The 21,276-nt window shown below is 48.0% G+C and carries 19 protein-coding genes and 1 tRNA gene; 1 reads left to right on the forward strand and 19 read right to left on the reverse strand.

Annotation, left to right across the window (positions count from 1 at the left end; translation table 11 throughout):
• Positions 1-13 precede the first annotated feature (13 nt).
• The 12 genes from pstB to FYJ59_RS04900 all read right to left on the reverse strand — a co-directional run bounded on the left by pstB (position 14) and on the right by FYJ59_RS04900 (position 11,558).
• Positions 14-772 carry a phosphate ABC transporter ATP-binding protein PstB gene (gene pstB, locus FYJ59_RS04845; protein WP_154495639.1) on the reverse strand — a complete coding sequence of 253 codons (759 nt, stop codon included), beginning with the start codon at positions 770-772 and terminating at the stop codon, positions 14-16.
• Between the two features lie 27 nt (positions 773-799).
• Positions 800-1,687, reverse strand: coding sequence for a phosphate ABC transporter permease PstA (gene pstA / locus FYJ59_RS04850; protein ID WP_154495641.1), 888 nt, complete (start codon positions 1,685-1,687; stop codon positions 800-802).
• Complete coding sequence (gene pstC, locus FYJ59_RS04855) at positions 1,680-2,618, reverse strand: phosphate ABC transporter permease subunit PstC (protein ID WP_154495643.1); 939 nt, start codon at positions 2,616-2,618, stop codon at positions 1,680-1,682. Before pstC ends, pstA begins: the two co-directional genes overlap by 8 nt.
• A gap of 28 nt (positions 2,619-2,646) precedes the next feature.
• A complete protein-coding gene (locus tag FYJ59_RS04860; protein WP_154495645.1) occupies positions 2,647-3,570 on the reverse strand; it encodes a phosphate ABC transporter substrate-binding protein in 924 nt (307 codons plus the stop codon).
• A 144-nt stretch (positions 3,571-3,714) separates the two neighbouring features.
• Entirely contained in the window at positions 3,715-4,239 is a 525-nt protein-coding gene (locus tag FYJ59_RS04865; RefSeq protein ID WP_154495647.1) for an N-acetylmuramoyl-L-alanine amidase family protein, read from the reverse strand.
• Between the two features lie 60 nt (positions 4,240-4,299).
• Positions 4,300-5,316 (reverse strand): RsiV family protein, encoded by a 1,017-nt coding sequence (locus tag FYJ59_RS04870; protein ID WP_154495649.1) that lies wholly within the window; start codon positions 5,314-5,316, stop codon positions 4,300-4,302.
• Positions 5,317-5,425: 109 nt separating this feature from the next.
• Positions 5,426-5,905 (reverse strand): sigma-70 family RNA polymerase sigma factor, encoded by a 480-nt coding sequence (locus FYJ59_RS04875; protein WP_022153762.1) that lies wholly within the window; start codon positions 5,903-5,905, stop codon positions 5,426-5,428.
• A 364-nt stretch (positions 5,906-6,269) separates the two neighbouring features.
• Positions 6,270-7,814, reverse strand: a complete 1,545-nt coding sequence (locus FYJ59_RS04880) for a glycoside hydrolase family 43 protein (protein WP_154495651.1) — start codon at positions 7,812-7,814, stop codon at positions 6,270-6,272.
• Between the two features lie 124 nt (positions 7,815-7,938).
• A complete protein-coding gene (locus FYJ59_RS04885) occupies positions 7,939-8,112 on the reverse strand; it encodes a hypothetical protein (protein WP_022153764.1) in 174 nt (57 codons plus the stop codon).
• Between the two features lie 282 nt (positions 8,113-8,394).
• On the reverse strand, positions 8,395-10,020 hold the full coding sequence (gene groL, locus FYJ59_RS04890; RefSeq protein WP_022153766.1) for a chaperonin GroEL: 1,626 nt from the start codon (positions 10,018-10,020) through the stop codon (positions 8,395-8,397).
• A 57-nt stretch (positions 10,021-10,077) separates the two neighbouring features.
• Entirely contained in the window at positions 10,078-10,362 is a 285-nt protein-coding gene (gene groES / locus FYJ59_RS04895) for a co-chaperone GroES (protein ID WP_022153767.1), read from the reverse strand.
• A 332-nt stretch (positions 10,363-10,694) separates the two neighbouring features.
• On the reverse strand, positions 10,695-11,558 hold the full coding sequence (locus FYJ59_RS04900) for a formate/nitrite transporter family protein (protein WP_154495653.1): 864 nt from the start codon (positions 11,556-11,558) through the stop codon (positions 10,695-10,697).
• Between the two features lie 518 nt (positions 11,559-12,076).
• On the opposite strand from FYJ59_RS04900, the gene FYJ59_RS04905 reads away from it, so the two are divergent.
• Positions 12,077-12,147 (forward strand) — tRNA-Trp (locus FYJ59_RS04905).
• Positions 12,148-12,417: 270 nt separating this feature from the next.
• Here FYJ59_RS04905 and coaW read toward each other — a convergent pair.
• From coaW to purD, 7 genes are all read right to left on the reverse strand, one after another.
• The gene (gene coaW / locus FYJ59_RS04910; protein WP_154495655.1) at positions 12,418-13,251 is read right to left on the reverse strand and encodes a type II pantothenate kinase; all 834 of its coding nucleotides are present in this window, start codon (positions 13,249-13,251) and stop codon (positions 12,418-12,420) included.
• A gap of 72 nt (positions 13,252-13,323) precedes the next feature.
• Positions 13,324-14,706 (reverse strand): DNA repair protein RadA, encoded by a 1,383-nt coding sequence (radA, locus tag FYJ59_RS04915; protein WP_154495656.1) that lies wholly within the window; start codon positions 14,704-14,706, stop codon positions 13,324-13,326.
• An 85-nt stretch (positions 14,707-14,791) separates the two neighbouring features.
• Positions 14,792-15,205, reverse strand: a complete 414-nt coding sequence (locus FYJ59_RS04920; protein ID WP_022153771.1) for a hypothetical protein — start codon at positions 15,203-15,205, stop codon at positions 14,792-14,794.
• Positions 15,206-15,495: 290 nt separating this feature from the next.
• Positions 15,496-17,937, reverse strand: coding sequence for an ATP-dependent Clp protease ATP-binding subunit (locus FYJ59_RS04925; protein WP_154495657.1), 2,442 nt, complete (start codon positions 17,935-17,937; stop codon positions 15,496-15,498).
• Entirely contained in the window at positions 17,937-18,314 is a 378-nt protein-coding gene (locus FYJ59_RS04930) for a GntR family transcriptional regulator (protein WP_022153773.1), read from the reverse strand. Before FYJ59_RS04930 ends, FYJ59_RS04925 begins: the two co-directional genes overlap by 1 nt.
• Before the next feature lie 141 nt (positions 18,315-18,455).
• Positions 18,456-19,970 carry an SH3 domain-containing protein gene (locus FYJ59_RS04935; protein WP_154495658.1) on the reverse strand — a complete coding sequence of 505 codons (1,515 nt, stop codon included), beginning with the start codon at positions 19,968-19,970 and terminating at the stop codon, positions 18,456-18,458.
• Positions 19,971-20,000: 30 nt separating this feature from the next.
• Positions 20,001-21,275, reverse strand: coding sequence for a phosphoribosylamine--glycine ligase (gene purD, locus FYJ59_RS04940; RefSeq protein WP_154495838.1), 1,275 nt, complete (start codon positions 21,273-21,275; stop codon positions 20,001-20,003).
• Position 21,276: the final 1 nt, after the last annotated feature.

A 21,276-nucleotide genomic window follows, 5' to 3' on the forward strand; every position in this document is an offset into this window, starting at 1 on the left:
TTCTCATCCAAAATCATCCAAACCGTCCGGTGATGTAGTCTTCTGTCCGCTTGTCCTGAGGTCTTGCAAAGATCTCGGAGGTTGCATTTTTCTCTATCACTTCCCCTACCAGAAAAAATGCGGTATCATCCGACACACGGGCAGCCTGCTGCATATTGTGGGTTACGATGACCACGGTATATTTTTTCTTCAAGGACTCCATCAGTTCCTCAATCTTTAATGTAGAAATGGGATCCAGTGCAGAAGTAGGCTCATCCATCAGAAGCACCTCCGGGGATACTGCCAGTGCTCTGGCAATACACAGTCTCTGCTGCTGTCCGCCGGACAGGCCCAGTGCGGATTTGTGCAGACGGTCCTTTACCTCTTCAAAGATGGCGGCACCCAGCAGGGAACGCTCCACGATCTCATCCAGTTCTTTTTTATTCTTGATGCCATGCAGTCTTGGACCATAGGCAATATTGTCATAGATAGACATGGGAAAAGGATTGGGCTGTTGGAATACCATACCCACCTTTTTACGAAGCAATGTGGTATCCACCCGCTTATCGTAAATGTCCTCTCCGTCCAGGATCACTTTTCCTTCGACTCTGCAGCCATCCACCAGATCATTCATCCGGTTCAGGCAGCGCAGGAAAGTGGATTTTCCGCAGCCACTGGGACCGATAAATGCGGTGATGGCATGATCTGCGATCTCCATATTTACATTTTTCAGTGCGTGGTTCTCTCCGTAATGGAGATTTAAGCTTTCCACGGTTATTTTACTGTTAGCCATAAGGGTATCTCCTTTTTGTGATTTCTCTTACTCTCGTCTCAATTTATTTGCTGCCAGTTTGGTCAGCAGATTCAGGATCAATACAATAACAATGAGAACACATCCGATTCCAAATGCGTTGTCATATTGTCCCTTCTGCATCTGCAGATACAGTTCGATCGTCAGGGTTCCGCCAGACTCCATTGCCTTGTGGGCCAGCTTCGCCAGATTGTCCCCGAAAGCTCCTGTGAACTTCGGCAGCTTGTAATCGCTTCCTGCAGTAAATAAAAGTGCTGCGGATTCTCCTACAATTCGTCCCAGTGCCAGAATGATACCGGTCACGATACCCGGCATGGAGGACGGCAGAAGGATGGTACGGATCATATGCCATTTTGTGGATCCCATTCCCAGAGCACCGGTACGATAGCTGTCCGGTACGGTTCGCAGAGCTTCCTGCGTATTTCTGGTGATCAGCGGCAGCACCATCAGGGTCAAGGTAAAAGAACCGGTGAGCAGCGAGTAACCGAATCCCAAAGTCTCTCCGAAGAAGATCATACCGAATAGGCCGAAAATAATAGAAGGAATACCGGACAGGGTCTCGGTGGTAAATTCAATGAGGGAGACCAGCTTGCCGGGTTTGGCATATTCGTTCAGGTAAATAGCACTTCCCACACCAATGGGGGTTGCGATCAGCAGAGTGATCACGATGATGTACAGAGTATTTAACAGGTTGCCGGCAATACCCGTGGTCTGTTTCCTGGCACTGGTCACAGTCGTTAAAAATGCCCAGTTCACGGTGTGAATGCCTTTCACAAAGACATACAGGATAATTCCCAGCAAAAGTGCCACCGCCAGTGTGGCGGAAATGTAAATAGCTGCCAATAGCAGCATGTCAGTGGGGCGTTTTCTTTTTACATATAAGGTGTCTTTATTCATTGTCGTCCGCCCCCTTTTTCAGTATTTTATTCAACACTACATTAATGATCATAATGAATACAAACAACACCAGTCCGATGGTAAACAACACCTGTCTGTGCAGTCCGGAAGAATATCCCATCTCGCTGACAATGGCTGTGGTCAGGAATCGCACGGAGTTAAAGGGCAGGGGCACATTCACGCTGCTGCCGGATACCAGTGTGATAGCCATAGCCTCTCCGATAGCTCGTCCTACTCCCAGAACGATAGCGGTCACAATTCCGGATTTGGCTGCCGGAAGGATGGACCGGAAAATGGTCTGCACATGGGAAGCACCCAGTGCCAGGGAGGACGATTTTATTCCGGCTGGAACGGCGCGTATGGAAGTCTCGCTGATATTGATCACCGTGGGCAGGATCATGATCGCCAGTACGATCACGGCAGACAACAGGTTCGCACCTCCGGTGAACTGGTGTGTCGTGGATCCCTGGAAGATCAGTCTTTCTAATTGATACATGAGAGGATTCAATAAGTAGATTCCCAACAATCCGTAGATAACGGAAGGGATGCCTGCTAACAGCTCTACCGCAGGCTTTACAATGGCAGCTAAGGGTCTGGGTGCCACCTCTGCCAGAAATACCGCTGTCAGTACGCCGATGGGTACACCCAGTAAAATTGCCAGTGTTGTACCAACGATAGAAGTCAGGATAACCCACAGAATACCGAATTTCGGCTCTGCCGCCGTCGGCATCCATTCTGTACTGAACAGAATCTCTTTTAATCCCACTTTTAAAATTGCCGGAGTGCCACTGATGATCATATATAAGGTAATGGAAACTACCGCCAGTACAGCGAAGAAGGCACAAATCGTAAAGACTATTTGTGCCACAGTTTCCACTACCGCTTTGTTTTTTCTGTTTCCCATTACGGAAGCGTGTGTTTGACTATTCATCGCTTTTTCCTTTTCTCGATTCCGAAACTTACTTTACAGTGATCAGACCAACTTCGGAAGCGATCTGCTGTCCTTCGTCACCCAGTACAAAGTCGAACCATGCCTGTACCAGATCGTTCTGCTCGGAGATCTCACCTTTGGTAGCCATTACGAAGGGTCTGCTTAAGAAGTAGTTACCAGCCTTGATGTTCTCTGCGGTAGCCTCTACGCCTTCCAGGGAAAGTGCCTTAACACTATCATCCAGTGCATCCAGGGAAGCGTATCCGATAGCTCCGGGAGTGGATGCTACTTTAGCGATCACAGCACCGGTGCTGTCCAGTTCGTTTGCATATTTGCAGGCATCCTTCAGGTCAACCAGCTCTTCAAAAGCACCTCTGGTACCGGAACCTGCCTCACGACCGATCACGATGATAGGCTCATCTGCGCCGCCGACTTCTTTCCAGTTGGTAACTGTGCCATTGTAGATGTTCGTCAGCTGCTCTTTGGTCAGATCTGCTACTTCGTTAGCAGGATCTACACATACAGCAATACCGTCAATTGCTACTATGTTCTCTGCAACGCCTGCTGCCTTTTCCTCATCCTTTAAGCTTCTGGAAGAGTTGCCGATATCGGCAGTTCCGTTGGTAACAGCTTCGATACCTGCACCGGATCCTACGAACTCAGCAGTTACGGTTACATCAGGATATTCTTCCATGAAAGCTTCGCTCAATGCATTGGCTAACTTCTCCATAGAAGTACTTCCTACCATGGAAATGCTGCCAGACAGACCTGCGGTGGTTTCAGTAGAAGCTACTTCACTGCTTGCTGCTACAGTGCTTTCTGCTGCGCTGCTTGCCTCTGCGGATGATGCTGTGTTTGCAGTTGCATCACCGTTACCGCATGCAACCAATGTAATTACTGCTAATATTCCTGCTCCGATCAGAGCTAATAATTTGCTGTGTCTTACTCTCATAATAATGTCCTCCATGTTTTGTTTTTTCTTTCTCTTGATTACGCAATCATACTAACATGGAGGAAATTCACATAATATCACAGTGTGGTAAGATGTTTGTAAGAAATAAGTAAAATCACAAAAGCAATATGAGCTGAACGTAAATCACACGCTTTCTAAGATTCCGTCGGCGATGGCCCGGGCGATCTCGTCAAAACGGCTGTCAAAGAGTTCGTTGTCCGCATCCGTATTGATAAATCCCACTTCTACCAGCACTGCCGGTATATTTGTGCTGTTCAGCACCACCAGATTCGGTCTTTCATTCACTCCCAGATTCACGAATCCCACCTGCTCCAGTCCGGCATTGATGTTGTACGCCATCCTGGCTGCCGCCCCATAGCGGTTGTAGACCAGACTCTCCACTCCGCTGTACTGGTTCGGATAAGGACTGGAATTGCGATGGATCGAGACAAAATAATCTCCTCCCACCTCATTTCCCTCCTGCGCCTTCTGATAAGGAGACTCGTAGATATCTGTGGTCCTGGTGTAATACACATCCACTCCGTTTTCTTCTAAGATGCTTCCCACCGCCAGTGTCAGCGCCAGCGCATCTTCACTTTCTTTTCTTCCCTTATACGTGGCCCCGGGGTTTGCACCACCGTGCCCCGCATCCAATACGATCAATGGCATAAAAAAGCTCCCGCATATCCTTTTGTTTCATGATATGCGGGAGTTTCCCCATTTAGATATTTATTTTAAAAGTGCTGCCGTCACTTCCTGAGGGATTACAAATTCCGGTGCTCCCATAGAGCCGGGAGCCACTTCATATTCATCAAATGCTATGACCAGTTCTCCCCTTTCATTGAAATAAAAATTCGTCTGTTCCGTGATCCCCTGAAAATTGAATTCCGGCATATCGTCATTATCCAGGAAATAGATCACGCCTTCGTCCGCCGCCATCTGCTCCTTCATCTGGGTCTTAATGTTCTCGCTGATCGCGGAAATATAGTCGCTCCCTTCTGCAAACAGATCTTCCAGTGTCACCACATTTCCCGTCTGTTTAGCAATCGTGTAAAATTGATTATGTTCATAGCCGCTGGCCTCCGTCTCCAGGACACTCAGCTTCACTGTATAATACAGTGCATTATCTGTAACAACCTCCTGTGTTACATGCAGTCCATGATACCCTTCCTCGGATAAGGTATCCTCGAACTGACGGATCAGTTCCTCTACCGTAGCCTCCATATCCTGATTGATCTCCTTCACACCGTCTTCCGACAGCTTCGCCTCCGCATCCTCCTGTCCGGCTCCTTCCACACTTCCGACAACTGTACCCTCCGGAGCAGCTGCCCCGACTGCCACTTCGCCAACAGGAGCACCTTCTCCCGCATCTTCTCCATAAGAGATCTGTGCAAGTTCTACTTCGGCATCATGGTTCTCATCGCTGTAATTGTACTGCCGCACCGTCACCAGTCTAAAAAAGCCTCCCAGCACCGGAATATTTTCCATGGCATGGGCGATCTGCATATTGGTATTTGGCAGTGCGATCAACATGATCACAGCTGCCGCTGCCGCAGTCCATGCGGAACGTCTTCGGACACGCTCCGCTCTTTTTTTCTCTATACGGGCTCTGTCGATACCTGCCTGCAGCCGTTCCCGTCCCGCTTCGGGTATTGTCATATTCTCATACTCCTCTTTTAATTGTTTTAATTGTTCCTGTTCATTCATATCTATTCTCCATCTGTCCGGTCTATTCGGATCGTTCATGTTATCTCTTCTTATATCTTCCTATATCTCTTTGCCTGTATCTGTCTTATGTCCCGCATATATATGATGTCGTGGTCAAAATCTCCCGACTTTGCTGCCTACGGATTGCTCAGCCTGTGCTGCCCTCGAGGTTCAGCCGCAGCTTTTTCATCACCCGGTACAGTCTGCTCTTTACCGTGTTCAGGTTCTCATCCAGTATCTTCGCGATCTCCTCCAGCTGCCTGTCCTCAAAGAATCTCAGAACCACAATGGCACGATCCTTCGGGTCAAGATTTTCTATAGCACGTTTTAAATCAATATTTTCATAGATATCTTCACTTGCCGCCTGGATCTCCTCCACATCCGCGCTCTCCTTCCGGTTGCGCAGGAAGCTGCATGCCTCGTTGACCACGATCCGGTATACCCAGGTCTCCACGTATTGCGGCTCCTTCAGGCTGTCACTTTTTAAAATGGCTTTATAGGCTGCTTCCTGTACAATATCCAGCGCGTCCGCTTCATTATGTACATAACTATAAGCAAGACGGTAATACTTCTCATACCCCTCCGTCAGGGCACGCTCCACCGCCTGTTCTTTTTTTCTGTCTGACATATGTCCTTTCCTCACTTTTATGAAAACTGCATGCAATCATTTTCTCTGATATTCATTTTAACACATATTCTTCTTAAGCTGTCTATTATTTTGACGCTGTATTCCTACAAAAAGTTTCACCGGCAAATCAGGAAAATATTCCCAACAGCTTCGGCTACACAAAAGATCCCGGGCTGCTCACCCGGGATCCTTTGAAAAGAGATGTATGAAACTATGCGTTGCATTTGTTCCTGTCGATCCGGAATGTAAGCTCTTACATTCCGAACCATGATTATTTTACCATTATTTCGACTATTTGGCAAACAAATTTCCATCAGTTACGACTTTTTCGCACTTTTAGCCAAAATCACACCTTCTTTTTTGTCTAATCCTCATATTTGAAGTAGTCAAAATCCGCTGCTTTGCGGCTTCCACAGCCTCCGTTGTTGGCATAGATGCCTACCAGCGTACCGGTATGTCGCTTGGGATCGTCGGGAACACCCTCGTCGCAGAGGTAAATGCAGTTTTCCAGGACACCTACCTGTTCCCAGTTCTCCCCATCATAGCTGTAATAGAAAGTTCTGGTCAGTTTCTCCACCACTACTTTCAGATACACAGGACCTTCCTTCACCTTGTCCACTTCCGCCACCAGCTCCTCGCCGTGATTGCGGTTGATAACCAGCTGAATCTTCCGTCCACGCTCATAGCACAGAGCGCATCTGGCATAAGTGGCTGTACTGTAGTAGCAGGTCAGTCCGGCCTGTTCTCCGTCCTTATCAGGGTAGAACTCCAACTTCGTCTCCGCCACATAGGACAGCTCCTGTTCTCTGCGTAATAACGTATTTTTCGCACGGATCTCATTCAGTTGTCCGTCTCTGGTCCAGATCCGGAAATATCCGGGACGTTCCGTCAATGACCAGGAACCGTTATCCGGGTTGCGCACGAACTCCCATTCCAGATTCAGCCTGGTATCGTTAAAATCATCAAACAGATTTCTCTCATAAATGAACTCCGGCAGATCCGGTGCAATCTGTGTCAGGCTGGGACCTTTTCCCTCGTTGACGGTAAACCATCCATCCTCCGTCCACTGTACGGGATCCAGTGCCGACTCCCTGCCTACAGTCGTGTAATTCCCCTGATTGGGTCTTCCACAGAGATAATAGCACCACCACTGACCGTTCTGATCCTGTACCAGCTTGCCGTGACCGGCTCTCTGGATGGGTGCAGCGGGATCCTTCTGACGCATAACCGGATTATAAGGAGAACACTCATAAGGGCCGTAGAAATTTTTACTTCTTCCCACATTGATCCCATGGCCGTAACCGGTGCCGCCCTCAGCCACAATGGCGTAATAATAGCCGTCCTTTTTCATGATATGGGGACCTTCGGAACAACGCTCGCCGGTGCCTTCCCATGCAGTCTTCGCAAGACCCGCCACTGCCAGTCCGTCCGCCGTCAGGGGAACTGCCTGTGCTGCCTTGGCAATGATCATATATCTGCTGCCGTCATCATCCACGAACAGGGACGGGTCAATATCGTCCACTTCCAGGCATACCGGCTTACTATAAGGGCCCTCCGGCTTATCAGACACCATCACCAGCTGTCTGCGCATTACGTTGTTATCACGCTTGCCGTCCGCATTCAGACGCAAAGTTACATAAACATAGTATTTTCCGTCCACATATTCGATATCCGGTGCCCAGATGCCGTGGGAATCCCTGATGTCGCTGAGATCCAGCCATTCCGAATTCGTGATGGCATGTCCGATGATATGCCAGTGTACCATATCCCGGGAATGGGAAATGGGGATCGCCGGAAAATACTGGAAGCTCGAATTCACCATGTAATAATCGTCACCGACACGGATCACGGAGGGATCCGGGAAAAAGCCTCGCTGTACAGGATTGTGATAGGTTCTCTGTTCGCTCATAGGGGTCTCCTTTTATCACTCATAATTATACTGTAAGTGTAGCTTTTTCCCGGACTTCTGTCGTGCCAGTTTTCTTTTTATTTTATGACAAATATTGCATTAAATACCGATTGATCCTCCGGAATTATTCCATGATGGAGTACTGCATCCACTCGTACAACAGCTTCGTTCCCTCCATGATCTCGGGTGGGAGCAGCGCACGCGCTACCAGCTTTAATTCATCGGATTCGATGTCTGTTCTGCGAAGATGGGCGTAATCGCCGTCAATGCTTTCTACGATGTATTCAAAACGATTCATAGGGATACCTCTTTCTTTGATGTGTTTGAGATAAGTTTAAGAGGTTTTTGTGGAAGAGTCAAGGGAATCCACTTTATCTTCGAAAATCGCTCTGCTTCGCAGAGCACGTGCTTCGCACTTATGCTTCGACGCAGCAGCGGCTTATCGCATAAATTGCTTCGCAATTCATGCGATATCCGCTGGACTTCGTCATATCCGTGGCATAAAAAGTACCCGACCTCTCAAGCAAGCTTGGAGATCGGGTATTTTTATGTCACGGCTGCGTCGAAGCGGTCCTGACGCTTACATCATTCCGCCCATGCCGGCTCCACCGGCAGGCATTGCAGGAGTCTCTTCCTTGATGTTAGCTACAACGCTTTCGGTAGTAAGCAGTGTGCTTGCTACGCTGGTAGCGTTCTGCAGGGCACTTCTGGTAACCTTTGCGGGATCCAGGATGCCGGCACTTACCATATCTACATATTCCTCTTTCAGAGCATCGAAGCCGACACCGACCTCAGACTCACGTACCTTATTTATGATAACGCTGCCTTCCAGTCCCGCGTTTGCTGCGATGTGATACAGAGGAGCTTCCAATGCTTTCAGGACAATGCCTGCACCGGTCTTCTCATCACCTTCCAATGTAGCTGCCAGTTTAGCAACTTCCTTGGATGCATGAATGTATGCGGAACCACCGCCACAGATGATGCCTTCCTCTACGGCTGCTCTGGTAGCTGCCAACGCATCTTCCAGGCGAAGCTTAGCTTCCTTCATCTCAGTCTCGGTAGCAGCACCTACACGGATGACTGCCACGCCACCGGACAGCTTAGCCAGTCTCTCCTGCAACTTCTCTCTGTCGAAATCAGAAGTGGTCTCTTCGATCTGCTTCTTGATCTGTGCGATTCTGGACTGCAATGCTTCCTTATCGCCTTCACCGTCTACGATCACGGTGTTCTCTTTCTGAACCTTAACGGATTTTGCACGACCCAGCATATCCATTGTGGTATCCTTCAGCTCATAACCAAGTTCGGAACTGATCACGGTACCGCCGGTCAGAATTGCGATATCCTCCAGCATAGCTTTTCTTCTGTCACCATAGCCGGGAGCCTTAACAGCTACTACATTGAAAGTACCACGCAGCTTATTGACGATCAGGGTGGTCAGTGCCTCACCCTCTACATCCTCAGCGATGATCAACAGCTTAGCGCCGGACTGAACGATCTGCTCTAACAGGGGCAGGATCTCCTGAATGTTGGAGATCTTCTTATCAGTGATCAGGATATAAGGATTATCCAGAACTGCTTCCATCTTATCCATATCGGTTGCCATGTAAGCGGAGATATAACCTCTGTCAAACTGCATACCTTCTACCAGATCCAGTTCGGTCTGCATGGTCTTGGACTCTTCAATGGTGATAACACCGTTGTTGCTTACCTTCTCCATAGCATCTGCAACCAGCTGTCCTACTGCTTCATCTCCTGCGGAGATTGCTGCTACTCTTGCGATGTGCTCCTTACCGTTTACCTTCTGGCTCATCTTACCGATGGTTTCTACTGCACATGCAGTTGCTTTCTTCATACCTTTTCTCAGGATGATGGGGTTCGCACCTGCTGCCAGGTTCTTCATACCTGCATTTACCATAGCTTGTGCCAGAACGGTTGCTGTGGTAGTACCATCACCGGCTACATCGTTGGTCTTGGTAGCTACTTCCTTTACCAGCTGTGCACCCATGTTCTCGAATGCATCTTCCAGCTCAATCTCTTTTGCAATGGTAACACCATCGTTGGTGATCAGGGGTGCACCGAAGGACTTATCCAGTACTACGTTTCTTCCTTTGGGTCCTAAAGTTACTCTTACGGTATCTGCCAGCTGGTTGACACCAGCCTCTAATGCTGCACGGGCTTCTGCGCCGTATTTAATCTCTTTTGCCATAATAATCAGCCTCCAATTTATTTGCTCTTAGTCTTAATTTCTTTTTAGGTTTTGCTTTTACTGAATAATTGCAAGGATGTCGCTCTGCTTTACGATAATATACTCTTCGTCATCCAGCTTTACTTCGGTTCCGGAATATTTGGAATAGATGACCTGATCGCCAACCTTAACTTCCATCTTGACTTCCTTGCCGTCTACAACACCGCCGGGGCCTACTGCTACGACTTCTGCCTGCTGGGGTTTCTCCTTATTCTGACCGGGGAGTACGATACCGGACTTGGTAGTCTCCTCTGCAACTAACTGCTTTAATACGACTCTGTCACCTAACGGTTTCAAATTCATGATAACTGCCTCCTTAATAACTATTAAAAAATATTATTACTAGTTTTCATTTGTTAGCACTCATTTTTATCGAGTGCTAATTGCTATAGCTTATATTAGTTTTATATGCCCAGTTTTTCAAACGTATTCACAACTATTTAAAATCTCTATTCTCATTTTTTCTCTCATTTTCTCATTTTATCTTTCGTTTTTATATAGCATGAGTGAAAATACGATTTAATATTTCGTTTATAATTATAAAAAAGAATCTCGCTTATTTCCTATGAATTAAAAAAACAGCCCGATGCTATCACCGGACTGTTTCCCATACTTACCTATAAAATTGATTTACTTTATGCTGTTTTGGCATCGTCATGGTATTTCTGCCACTTCTTCTTATAAATAAAGTAGCATGGAATTCCTACGAATACCATTCCACCTAAAATATTACCGATGGTAACAGGAATAAAGTTGTTCAGACTGTGAAGTATCGTCAGTCCCTGAATCTGCTCTGCCGTCAATCCGTATGCTTCCTGTGCTTTCGCCACGTAAACAGGATTCTGCGCAGCCATCATGCCAACGGGAATGTAGAACATATTTGCAACGCAGTGTTCGAAGCCGCCGACCACAAACGCCATGATCGGGAAGAAGATCGCCCAGACCTTACCTACGATATCCGTAGCTGCCACTGCCATCAGGATAGCAATACATACCAAAATATTGCACAGAATGCCTGAGGTGATTCCCTTCAGGGGAGAAATGCCCACTTTGCCGACTGCCACCTTGATGGCATAGGCACCCAGCAGCCCACCGGTGTAATCCAGATTACCGGAAAAGTAGATCAGGATATCAATGATCAGGGCGCCGATCAGATTGCTGAAGTACACCACGATCAGGTTGCGGATACATTCGAACCACGTTACCTTTTTGCCAACCACATCCATGACGATCAGGCAGTTACCGGTGAAAAGCTCTCCACCTACAAATACAATGATCATCAGTCCCACGGGGAAGATAATACCTGCCACAAATCGTGCCAGCCCTACATTGTCAATGGCATGTGCCGCGGTGCTGCTGGTGGCTCCGCCCAGCGCGATAAATGCACCCGCCATAATACCTAACAGGATCATCTTGCCTAAAGGAAGATGGGCTTTACCTTCTCCGGCTTTCATGTTGGTATCAATGACTTCTGACGGCGTATTAAAATGCTGTTCCATATAACCCTCATTTCTGCACAGCCCTTATCTGCTGTGCTCTCTTAACTCATCTATATCCTATATTACACTACTTTCATAATAGTAAGCAAGATTTTCACTCCATGTATCTGATTATATACATTTCTGCTTTCAAAGTGGAATCTCGTTTACAAAATGGAAATCTCGTATGACTATTGAGCAGCGTCTGATTTTGTCGGCAAGAGTCTTTTTTTGTAATTTTTTTGCCTTTTTTTGCAAAAAAATGCTAGACAAAAGACATAATGTGTACTATACTAAACTCGTTCGGTGAGAGCCGAACCGCTTATATAAGTAGATTTCCGGAAGAATTCCCCTTTTACACAATTAAAGTGGCTGCAGGTTTCCCGCCTGCGGCTGCTTTAATTGTGTTATAAGGCAGTTTTTAAGCTTTCCTTTAAAATTGCAAAAGTTTTTGCAAAAATTTAAAATTTTCACTTGCTAAGTGATAAGTATCTATGCTATAATAGCTTTCGTCAGTGATTCAGCTGATACAATTTCATAGGGGAATAGTACAGCGGTAGTGCGGCGGTCTCCAAAACCGTTAACGGGGGTTCGATCCCCTCTTCCCCTGCTTTAAAAAGTCGATTTTATCGGCTTTTTTTATTTTCCATTTTACTTACTCTGTTATTAGTTGTCTTTGCGACTTTATCATACATTGACAGACATGGTGACGATAATAACAAAAAGAAATAAGCATCCTCAACTGTCCAAAGTCTAGGATGCTTATCTCCTATTAGTTTTTCAAAACTGATGGTAAATCGGAATTTTCACCTCTGACGCACTTTCTAAGCAAATTATATACCAAGAGGGATTGAGAAATCAATCCCTCTTTTTTCATCTGTCAGATCTCCTCTTTCTCCGAATCCGGTGCGATCACAGATCCGATGGCGGTCGCGTAATCAGAGTATTCCGGAATGCTGATCTTCACATCCCACAGGCTCTTGAAATCCTCGATGATCTGGCGGCACTCGAAGAATTTAGTCAGTCCGCCGATCAGGATATACTCTTTGATGCCGGTGCTCATAGATGCCAGGATTCCTGCCTGGCAGATATTCTCGATCACCATATGTACAATACCTGCCGCGATATCCTCCGGTTTGGACTGGGCATCTGCCTTACCAAAATTAGAAGCCGTCACATCCAGATTCAGGCCCGGCAACTTTTCTTTGGCCAGATCTGCGATCCGCAGGTCGATCTTCGCCACATCACCCTTACGGGACAACGGCACAATTTCATGAATGTCGCCGGTATTCAGCATGATCGAAGACAGTCCGCAGATCGTTCCGCCTCCTAATCCGACACCACCCAGGTGCTTCATCTCCTTCTCCGTAACTTTGACGAAGAAGCTTCCGGTACCCATACTGATGACAATGACTTCCTTTTTATCCGTAAGATAATATCCTCCGGTACCTGTAGCAACGAATTCATCCACTTTATAGGTAGGACAGCCGTATACCGCTTTCTCCACATATTTGCTTCCCACACCGGTGATATAGACTCCCTCCACATCAACCAGTTCCAGATTATTCTCATACAGATATCTTCCGAATGCACCGTAGAGAGATGCCACCTGGCTATCCGCCTTAACCGCCATGGGCGGAAGCATATGCTCTCCTTCAAAAGCTACGATTTTTGTCGTACTGCTACCGATATCGATTCCTATTTTGACAGGCATGTTTTCAACCTCCTCATATCCCTTAACTGTTCATAGTCTCATTTCCAGATACATTTCCACAGTTCGAGACCGTCAGCCAAACACTTTATCCACAGCATCCTGTACAGAACTGACGCCAATGACCCGGATCTTACTTCCTTTTTTACACTCTTCCAACGAGACAAGCGGCACCACACATTCTTCGAAGCCCAGCTTCTCTGCCTCTGCCACGCGTTGTTTTGCCATGCTGACTGCCCGGACCTCGCCGCTTAATCCCACTTCACCGAAAGCGACCAGTTTCGGATTCAGTGCCTTATTCCGGAAGCTGGACAGAATCGCCAGCACGATTCCCAGATCGATCGCCGGTTCCTGGATCTTGATACCACCGGTGATATTCACGTAGGCATCACAGGAAGATAATTGCACTCCGGAACGTTTCTCCAGCACTGCCATCAGGATATTTACACGGTTGAAATCCGTACCGGTGGTCTGTCTTCTGGGAATTCCGAAATTGCTGTGGCACACCAGCGCCTGCAGTTCGATCAGAAGCGGCCTGGTGCCCTCCATAGTACATGCCACCACAGAGCCACTGGCATTCTCCGGCCGTCCGTTCAACATATATTCCGAAGGGTTCTTCACCTCCGCGAGTCCCGTCTCCCGCATCTCGAAAACACCGATCTCGTTCGTGGACCCGAAACGGTTCTTCACCCCACGCAGGATACGGTAGGAAGCATGTCTGTCCCCTTCAAAATAAAGTACCGTGTCCACCATATGTTCCAACACTCTGGGTCCCGCTACGGTTCCTTCTTTTGTTACATGTCCCACAATAAAAATAGAAATCCCCAATCCTTTTGCCAGTTGCAACAGGATGCCTGTGGATTCCCGCACCTGTGATACGCTTCCCGGTGCTGCAGATACATTTTCATTATACATGGTCTGAATGGAATCTATGATCACGACCTCCGGCTTGCTCCTGCGGATCACTTCGCCGATGATGTCCAGATTCGTCTCACACAGCAGGAGCATATGTTCCGAAAATGTGCCGAGCCTGTCCGCCCGCATCTTGATCTGTACCTTGGATTCCTCTCCGGAGATATACAATACCTTATGTCCGGCCTCTGACAGATTGTGACACACCTGAAGCAGCAGGGTAGATTTACCGATCCCCGGATCGCCTCCTACCAGAGTCAGGGAACCCTGTACGATTCCGCCACCGAGCACCCGGTCCAGTTCTTTGATCCCGGTGAGTGTCTTGTTCTCCTCACGGATCGCGATTTCAGATAATACACAGGGTTCGGAAGCCTCTCTGCGCTCTCTTCTGCTCCCGGTGCCGGTGTTTTTCAATACCGTTTTGTCTATCGTCTCTTCCACGAAAGTGTTCCACTCTCTGCAGCCGGGGCATTGTCCCAGCCATTTCGTGGATTCATAGCCACAGTTCTGACAGAAAAAAACGGTGGCTGTCTTACCTTTTGCCATGCTCTCTCCTCAATCGTTATAAAAAAGAGCCCAGACACGAAGTACTACAATATCCTCCGTGTCTGGACTCCTTTGCAGTGCGCCTTTACGCCTCTACGATCTTCACAGGTACTTCCCCTGCTGCTTCCAGTTCTACACTCAGGCTCAGCTTGCCGCCAAGTCCGGTCTTCATGGTTCCTACGTTCTTACCGTCAATAAATACTTCGTACTCGGTGTCATCCTTTAATCCTACTGTGATCTGAGAATCTTCATCACCTTCTACGATGAATTCTACACTGTTATCGGACTCTTTGAACTCCAACACACTGGTTCCGGGAACAGATTCATATAAAAACATACCGTTCTTCTCCAGCTTTGTCATCTCATTGTAGGTCTTAACCTTCAGCAGATCCCCTGCATGCTCATAATCTTCTACCTTTGCCTTCTTGGCCAACTTATGATTACCAAAGCTGATAGATCCGTCTGCTTCACTGCGAAGTATTTCTTCCACTACTGCCATCTGTCTGTCCTCCTGAAAGTAACTGCATCCGCAACACTTCTTTATCTTTCGTCCTTTGCGAATGGGGTTTGAATAGTTACAGTATAATATATCTCACCCTGTTTTTCTACAAAAAAATTTATTAATTTTGTAACTATTCAGAGTCATTTAAATATCATTGAATATTCGTCGAATGCTTGCATTCGTAAGAATATTTCATGATATTTATAAGACGAAGTAACCTCAATGAGCAAAAGGAAAGCTCTGCAAGAGCGATTTTGCGAATTGAGTGACTGAATAGTTACAAATGCTTAATTCTTAACCGTAAATACGACTTTACCATTCTTAAATCCTGCAGAAACCTTATCTCCCGGCACCACCTTTTTCAGCAGTATCTCTTCTGCCAGAGCATCCTCTACCACTGACTGGATCGCACGCTTTAAGGGTCTTGCACCCATCTTATTGTCAGCATATTTTTTCACCAAATGCTCCTTCAGTGCTGCAGTGATCGTCAGCTGGATTCCCAACTGATTTTCACATCTTTTGTAAAGATTCGACGCCAATAAATTGACGATTTCCTTCATATTCTCGTTGTTGAGCTGATGGAACACGATAATATCGTCAATACGATTGATAAATTCGGGTTTAAAACTGTGCTTTACCTCCTCCATGACGCTCGCTTTCATCTTCTCGTAATCCTTTGTCTCACTCTTCTCCGTGGCAAATCCCAGATTCTTGGGATCCACGATTCTCTGTGCTCCGGCATTGGAGGTCATGATCAATACAGTATTTTTAAAACTGACTTTCCGCCCCTTGGAATCCGTAATGTGACCATCATCCAAGACCTGCAGCAGAATATTGAACACATCGGGATGTGCCTTTTCGATCTCATCAAATAACACCACGGAATAAGGATTCCTGCGCACCTTCTCGCTCAGCTGGCCACCCTCTTCAAATCCCACATATCCGGGCGGTGAACCGATCATTTTGGAGACCGAATGTCCTTCCATATACTCTGACATATCTACGCGGATCATGGCATCTTCTGAGCCAAACATCGCCTCAGCTAATGCTTTGGACAGTTCCGTCTTGCCCACACCTGTAGGTCCCAGGAACAGGAACGAACCAATCGGACGATTGGGGTCCTTCAGTCCCACACGGCCTCTGCGCATTGCTTTGGCTACGGCAGTGACTGCTTCTTCCTGACCGATGACACGTTTGTGCAGTGTCTTCTCCAACTTCAACAGTCTCTCACTTTCTTTTTCTGCAAGCTTCTGCACCGGGATCTTGGTCCACTGGGCTACCACCTCGGCGATCTCATTTTCACCGATACTTAAGGTGTTTTCCTCTTCGTGTTTTGCTCTCTTCTTCAACAGACGCTCCTTTTTCTTCATCAAAGCATCCTGCTGCATTTTGATCTCTGCCATCTGCGCAAAAGCTTCCATCCGGATCGCTCTTTCCATCTCCTGATCCATCTCCAGGATCTTATCAGAGATTTCCCGGATCTTATCCGGCACATCCAGAGCATGCAGTCTGGCGCTTGCCGCTGCCTCGTCCATAAGGTCAATGGCTTTGTCCGGAAGATTTCTGTCGTTGATATAGCGGCTGGACAATCTCACCGCTGCCTCGATGGCTTCCGATGTAATCTTTACATGATGATGTTCTTCGTATTTTCCCTTGATGCCTTCGAGGATACGGACAGTCTCCTCCTCTGTAGGTTCCTCTACGGTAACCGGCTGGAATCTGCGTTCCAGTGCCTCATCTTTTTCAATATATTTCCGATATTCTGCAATAGTCGTCGCACCGATCAGCTGGAGTTCCCCCCTGGCCAGGGAAGGCTTCATAATATTGGATGCATCAATGGCACCCTCCGCGCCTCCGGCACCGATGATCGTATGCAGTTCATCCAAAAACAGGATGATATTTCCATCATCCGTGACTTCTTTTATTACCTTTTTGATCCGTTCCTCGAATTCGCCACGATACTTACTGCCAGCTACCATCCCCGACAGATCAAGCGTCAACAATCTCTTGTTCTGCACCGTAAAAGGTACATCTCCCGCCACGATCCGGGCTGCCAGTCCTTCCACCACGGCGGTCTTGCCAACACCGGGTTCCCCGACCAGGCAGGGATTATTCTTCGTCCGTCGGCTCAGGATCTGGATCACTCTGCGGATTTCTTCATCTCTTCCGACTACCGGATCCAGCTTTCCTTCCCTGGCCAGCGCCGTCAGATCCCGGCTGTACTGCTCCAACGTAGACTGTTTCGCCTTACGGTCTCCCTTTTTTCCAAGGTCTTCTTTGTACAGATTGCCGTCCTGTCCGATAGCGATCAAGGTATCCACATAAATTTTCTGTACATTGGCTCCCAATGTGTTCAACAGGCGTACCGCTACATTTTCCCCCTCTTTGATCAGGGCCAGCAACAAATGCTCCGTTCCGGTCTGCTTCTGTCCGAAACGTGCGGCCTGACTGTGTGCTTCTTCCAGGATCCGTGCGGCTCTGGGAGAATATCCCTCTCTGTCCTTCACTGCGACACCGTTCTCAAACGCGATCAGATCCCGGATCATATCCATAACCTGCTCGGTCTCCACACCGTTATCAGCCAATACCTTGGCCGCCACACCGGTGTCTTCCTTTAATAATCCTACCAGAATGTGTTCCGTTCCGATGTAACCCTGCTTCAGGCTCCTTGCACATCTGGAAGCCTGCGCCAGCGCATTTTGCGCCTTATCCGTAAACTGTGACTGCATCAATTCAGTCCTCCATACTCTTCATATATTTCATCAATCAGCTCATGAACTTCCTGCCTGGAAATATTCTTGCAGCTGCTCTTAGCCAGTATTACCTGCAATTCCTTCCGCAATTCATCTACCGCACGCATGCGATCCACATCGAGTGCAATTACCGCGCCTTTTCGCCTGTCTACCTTAACATAACCTTCCTGCTTCAGAACCGTATATGCCTTATTTACTGTATGCATATTGATCCCGATCGTATCCGCCAGCTGGCGCACGCTGGGCAGAGAATCTCCTTCATGAAATTGTGACGTGGCAATTCCCATGATGATCTGATTGCGTAATTGCATATAGAGTGCTTCATCACTGTTGAAATCTATCTCTATTATCATCAAACTCGCTCCCTTCCCATGTCACTGATTGTTATATTCCTATTATAACAGTGAACGCGGTACTGTCAACTGTAACCAGGGAAAGTTTATCGTTTTTTAATCAAAAACGGCATCTCACTTGTGCAAGATGCCGTTTGCATTTTATTGATCTTCGTCTCCGTCCCAATTCAGGAATTCAAATTCAAATTCATCATCATCTGACATGAAGTTTTTGGACTTCCAGCCGGGATTCTGATTGCCTTCACTCTGCGGTACAGGCTTTGTGGGTCTTGCCACCGGTCTGCCGGCCTGCGGCGCGGGTCTTTCGCTCTGCGGTGCCGTGGGTCTGCCTCCCTGAGGTGCAGGTCTTCCCTGTCCGGGTGTCACCGGTCTGCCTCCCTGAGGTGCAGGTCTTCTCTCCTGCGGTGCCGCAGGTCTTACGGTCTGTCCAATGGGTCTCTCTCCCTGAGGTGCGGGTCTGCCATCTGGACGTGTTCCCTGGCCTGTCGGTCTGGATGCAGGTCTTCTCTCGGCTCCCACTTCATGCATTACTTTCTGGCTGCCTTGCGGTCTGCCTCCCTGCGGTCTGCCTCCCTGAGGTGCGGGTCTTCCGTTTTGGGGTCTGCCTCCCTGGGGTCTGTCCACTCTTCTTCTGCGGGCCGTTTCCTCTTCCACGTCGGAGAAATAGGATGCGTCATTCATATCTTTGATTTTGAAGATCAACAGTGTCACCGTTGCTACCGCCGCTGCAAGCAGAATCACCAAAATAATGATGACTGCTTTCTGGCTGCTGATCCTTTTCTGATTGGTCTCATACTGTGCATTGATCTCTGTGATCTGGTTCAGGGAATTGAACAGATCATCAATCTTATATTGCTTCTGCCCTGCCATGTCCAACAGATACCATGCATCTCCCTGCATCTGAGTATCCCAGTCTTTGGATGTGGTCTGGGTATCTTCCGCAGGCTGCTCGTCTGTGGGTTGTTCCTCTACCGGCTGTTCTTCTACCGGTGCCTGCAGCTCTCCGGATAATGCAACATAATCCGAACGAATGAAGCCTGTCACCTCGACACTGTTGGAAATAAAGCTTATCTGATACCATGTCTTTCCATCGGTTCCTGTTGCCTGTCCGGTCACAGTCAGTGCCATTCCATTCTCCGCAGTAGTCACGATCTGGCTGGTGGTAGACGCATTGCTGCGCACACGAACAGACTGACCTCCGGTCACGGTCGCACTCAGGGGTTCCACTGCAGTAACCTCCACAGGAGTCTCATTCACAACAGGCGCCGGTGTTGCTGTGGTCGTAGTCGTTGTAGTAGTTGTTGTACCTGAAGAAGACGGCGGGGTAGATCCGTCGGTAATGCTTACCAGATCGGAACGAATATATCCCAGCGTATTCGCATCCACATATACTTCATACCAGGTATAACCGTCTGCTCCCTTGGTCTGACTTTTGATGGAGATCGCCTTATCCTTGGCTGCGCTGCCGATCACTTCACTGGAAGAATCCGCAGTTTTACGGATCTTAGCACTGGATGCTGTTACCTTGGCTGCACTTTCCGCATGGCTGACAATTGCCAGATTCTCACTAAAAAGTCCTGCTCCCAACACAAATACCAGTGCCAGCATTCCCCAGAAAACCTTACATTTACTTATTCTCTGTACTGTCTTTTTCATCTGCAACTCCTTTTGTATCCTGACCTTGTCTTACGCTTCATCGATTGCTTTGCCAATGTCATGACGCATGTATTTATTCTCGAAAGAGATCCATTCCGTTGCCGCATAAGCCTTGGCACGGGCTTCTTTCAGATCTGCTCCCTTCGCCGTCACCCCCAGGACACGACCACCGTTTGTAACGATTCCCTTGTCCGTAAGCTTCGTTCCGGCATGGAAGCAATAATAACCGTCTTTTCCGTCGAAGTTCTCCAGACCGTTTATTACAAATCCCTTCTCATAGGATACGGGATAGCCGTCGCTTGCCAGGACCACACATACCGCAGCATTGTCCTCAAATTGCAGGTCGATCTGATCCAGTGTGCCGTCCACACAGGCTTCCATCACTTCGATAATATCATTCTTCATACGCGGCAGTACCACCTGCGCCTCCGGATCACCGAATCTGGCATTGTATTCTAATACCTTGGGACCGTTCGGAGTCAGCATCAGTCCGAAGAAAATGACTCCCTTGAAAGGTCTGCCTTCCGCTGCCATGGCATCCACGGTAGCCTGGTAGATGTATTTCTTACAGAATGCATCTACTTCCTCTGTATAGAAGGGGCTGGGAGAAAAGGTTCCCATACCACCGGTGTTCAGCCCCTGATCGCCGTCCTTTGCTCTCTTATGATCCTGCGCAGAAGTCATGATGCGGATGGTCTTGCCGTCCACAAAAGAAAGTACACTGACTTCTCTGCCTGTCATAAACTCTTCGATGACCATGCGGTTGCCGGCTGCACCGAACTTTTTATCCAGCATGATCTCATCCACGCCTGCCAGCGCTTCTTCTAAAGTATTGCAGATCAATACGCCCTTGCCCAATGCAAGACCGTCCGCCTTCAGCACGATGGGGAAGCTTGCCTGCTCCTTCAAGTACTTAATAGCCTCCTCCGCGTTATCAAAATTCTCATAAGCTGCGGTGGGAATGTTGTATTTCTTCATGAGATCCTTGGAAAAGGCCTTGCTACCTTCCAGGATCGCTGCATTTTTACGGGGTCCAAAAGCCCGCAGGCCCTCTGCCTCCAGTGCATCCACCAGTCCGCCGACCAGGGGATCATCCATGCCTACGATGGTCAGGTCAATGGCCTGTTCCTTCGCAAATGCCACGATCTTATCAAATTCCATGGCTCCGATGGGAACACATTCTGCGATCTGACCGATCCCGGCATTGCCCGGAGCACAATAGATCTTATCTACTTTAGGACTTTTTGCCACACAGGTTGCAATGGCGTGCTCTCTGCCGCCACCGCCTACGATCAATACTTTCATA

Origin of the sequence: Waltera intestinalis (assembly GCF_009695995.1) — a bacterium.
Lineage (GTDB): Bacteria > Bacillota > Clostridia > Lachnospirales > Lachnospiraceae > Acetatifactor > Acetatifactor intestinalis.

Coding starts and splice junctions, on each gene's coding strand:
- FYJ59_RS04920 (WP_022153771.1), bottom strand. CDS start 15,205: ATGGCAGTAGTGGAAGAAATACTTCGCAGTGAAGCAGACGGATCTATC.
- pstB (WP_154495639.1), bottom strand. CDS start 772: ATGGCTAACAGTAAAATAACCGTGGAAAGCTTAAATCTCCATTACGGA.
- purD (WP_154495838.1), bottom strand. CDS start 21,275: ATGAAAGTATTGATCGTAGGCGGTGGCGGCAGAGAGCACGCCATTGCA.
- pstC (WP_154495643.1), bottom strand. CDS start 2,618: ATGAATAGTCAAACACACGCTTCCGTAATGGGAAACAGAAAAAACAAA.
- FYJ59_RS04925 (WP_154495657.1), bottom strand. CDS start 17,937: ATGCAGTCACAGTTTACGGATAAGGCGCAAAATGCGCTGGCGCAGGCT.
- groL (WP_022153766.1), bottom strand. CDS start 10,020: ATGGCAAAAGAGATTAAATACGGCGCAGAAGCCCGTGCAGCATTAGAG.
- coaW (WP_154495655.1), bottom strand. CDS start 13,251: ATGCCTGTCAAAATAGGAATCGATATCGGTAGCAGTACGACAAAAATC.
- FYJ59_RS04885 (WP_022153764.1), bottom strand. CDS start 8,112: ATGAATCGTTTTGAATACATCGTAGAAAGCATTGACGGCGATTACGCC.
- FYJ59_RS04865 (WP_154495647.1), bottom strand. CDS start 4,239: ATGCCATTGATCGTATTGGATGCGGGGCACGGTGGTGCAAACCCCGGG.
- FYJ59_RS04875 (WP_022153762.1), bottom strand. CDS start 5,905: ATGTCAGACAGAAAAAAAGAACAGGCGGTGGAGCGTGCCCTGACGGAG.
- FYJ59_RS04900 (WP_154495653.1), bottom strand. CDS start 11,558: ATGGAACAGCATTTTAATACGCCGTCAGAAGTCATTGATACCAACATG.
- FYJ59_RS04860 (WP_154495645.1), bottom strand. CDS start 3,570: ATGAGAGTAAGACACAGCAAATTATTAGCTCTGATCGGAGCAGGAATA.
- groES (WP_022153767.1), bottom strand. CDS start 10,362: ATGAATTTGAAACCGTTAGGTGACAGAGTCGTATTAAAGCAGTTAGTT.
- FYJ59_RS04930 (WP_022153773.1), bottom strand. CDS start 18,314: ATGATAATAGAGATAGATTTCAACAGTGATGAAGCACTCTATATGCAA.
- FYJ59_RS04880 (WP_154495651.1), bottom strand. CDS start 7,814: ATGAGCGAACAGAGAACCTATCACAATCCTGTACAGCGAGGCTTTTTC.
- FYJ59_RS04870 (WP_154495649.1), bottom strand. CDS start 5,316: ATGAACGATCCGAATAGACCGGACAGATGGAGAATAGATATGAATGAA.
- pstA (WP_154495641.1), bottom strand. CDS start 1,687: ATGAATAAAGACACCTTATATGTAAAAAGAAAACGCCCCACTGACATG.
- FYJ59_RS04935 (WP_154495658.1), bottom strand. CDS start 19,970: ATGAAAAAGACAGTACAGAGAATAAGTAAATGTAAGGTTTTCTGGGGA.
- radA (WP_154495656.1), bottom strand. CDS start 14,706: ATGGCAAAAGGTAAGACAGCCACCGTTTTTTTCTGTCAGAACTGTGGC.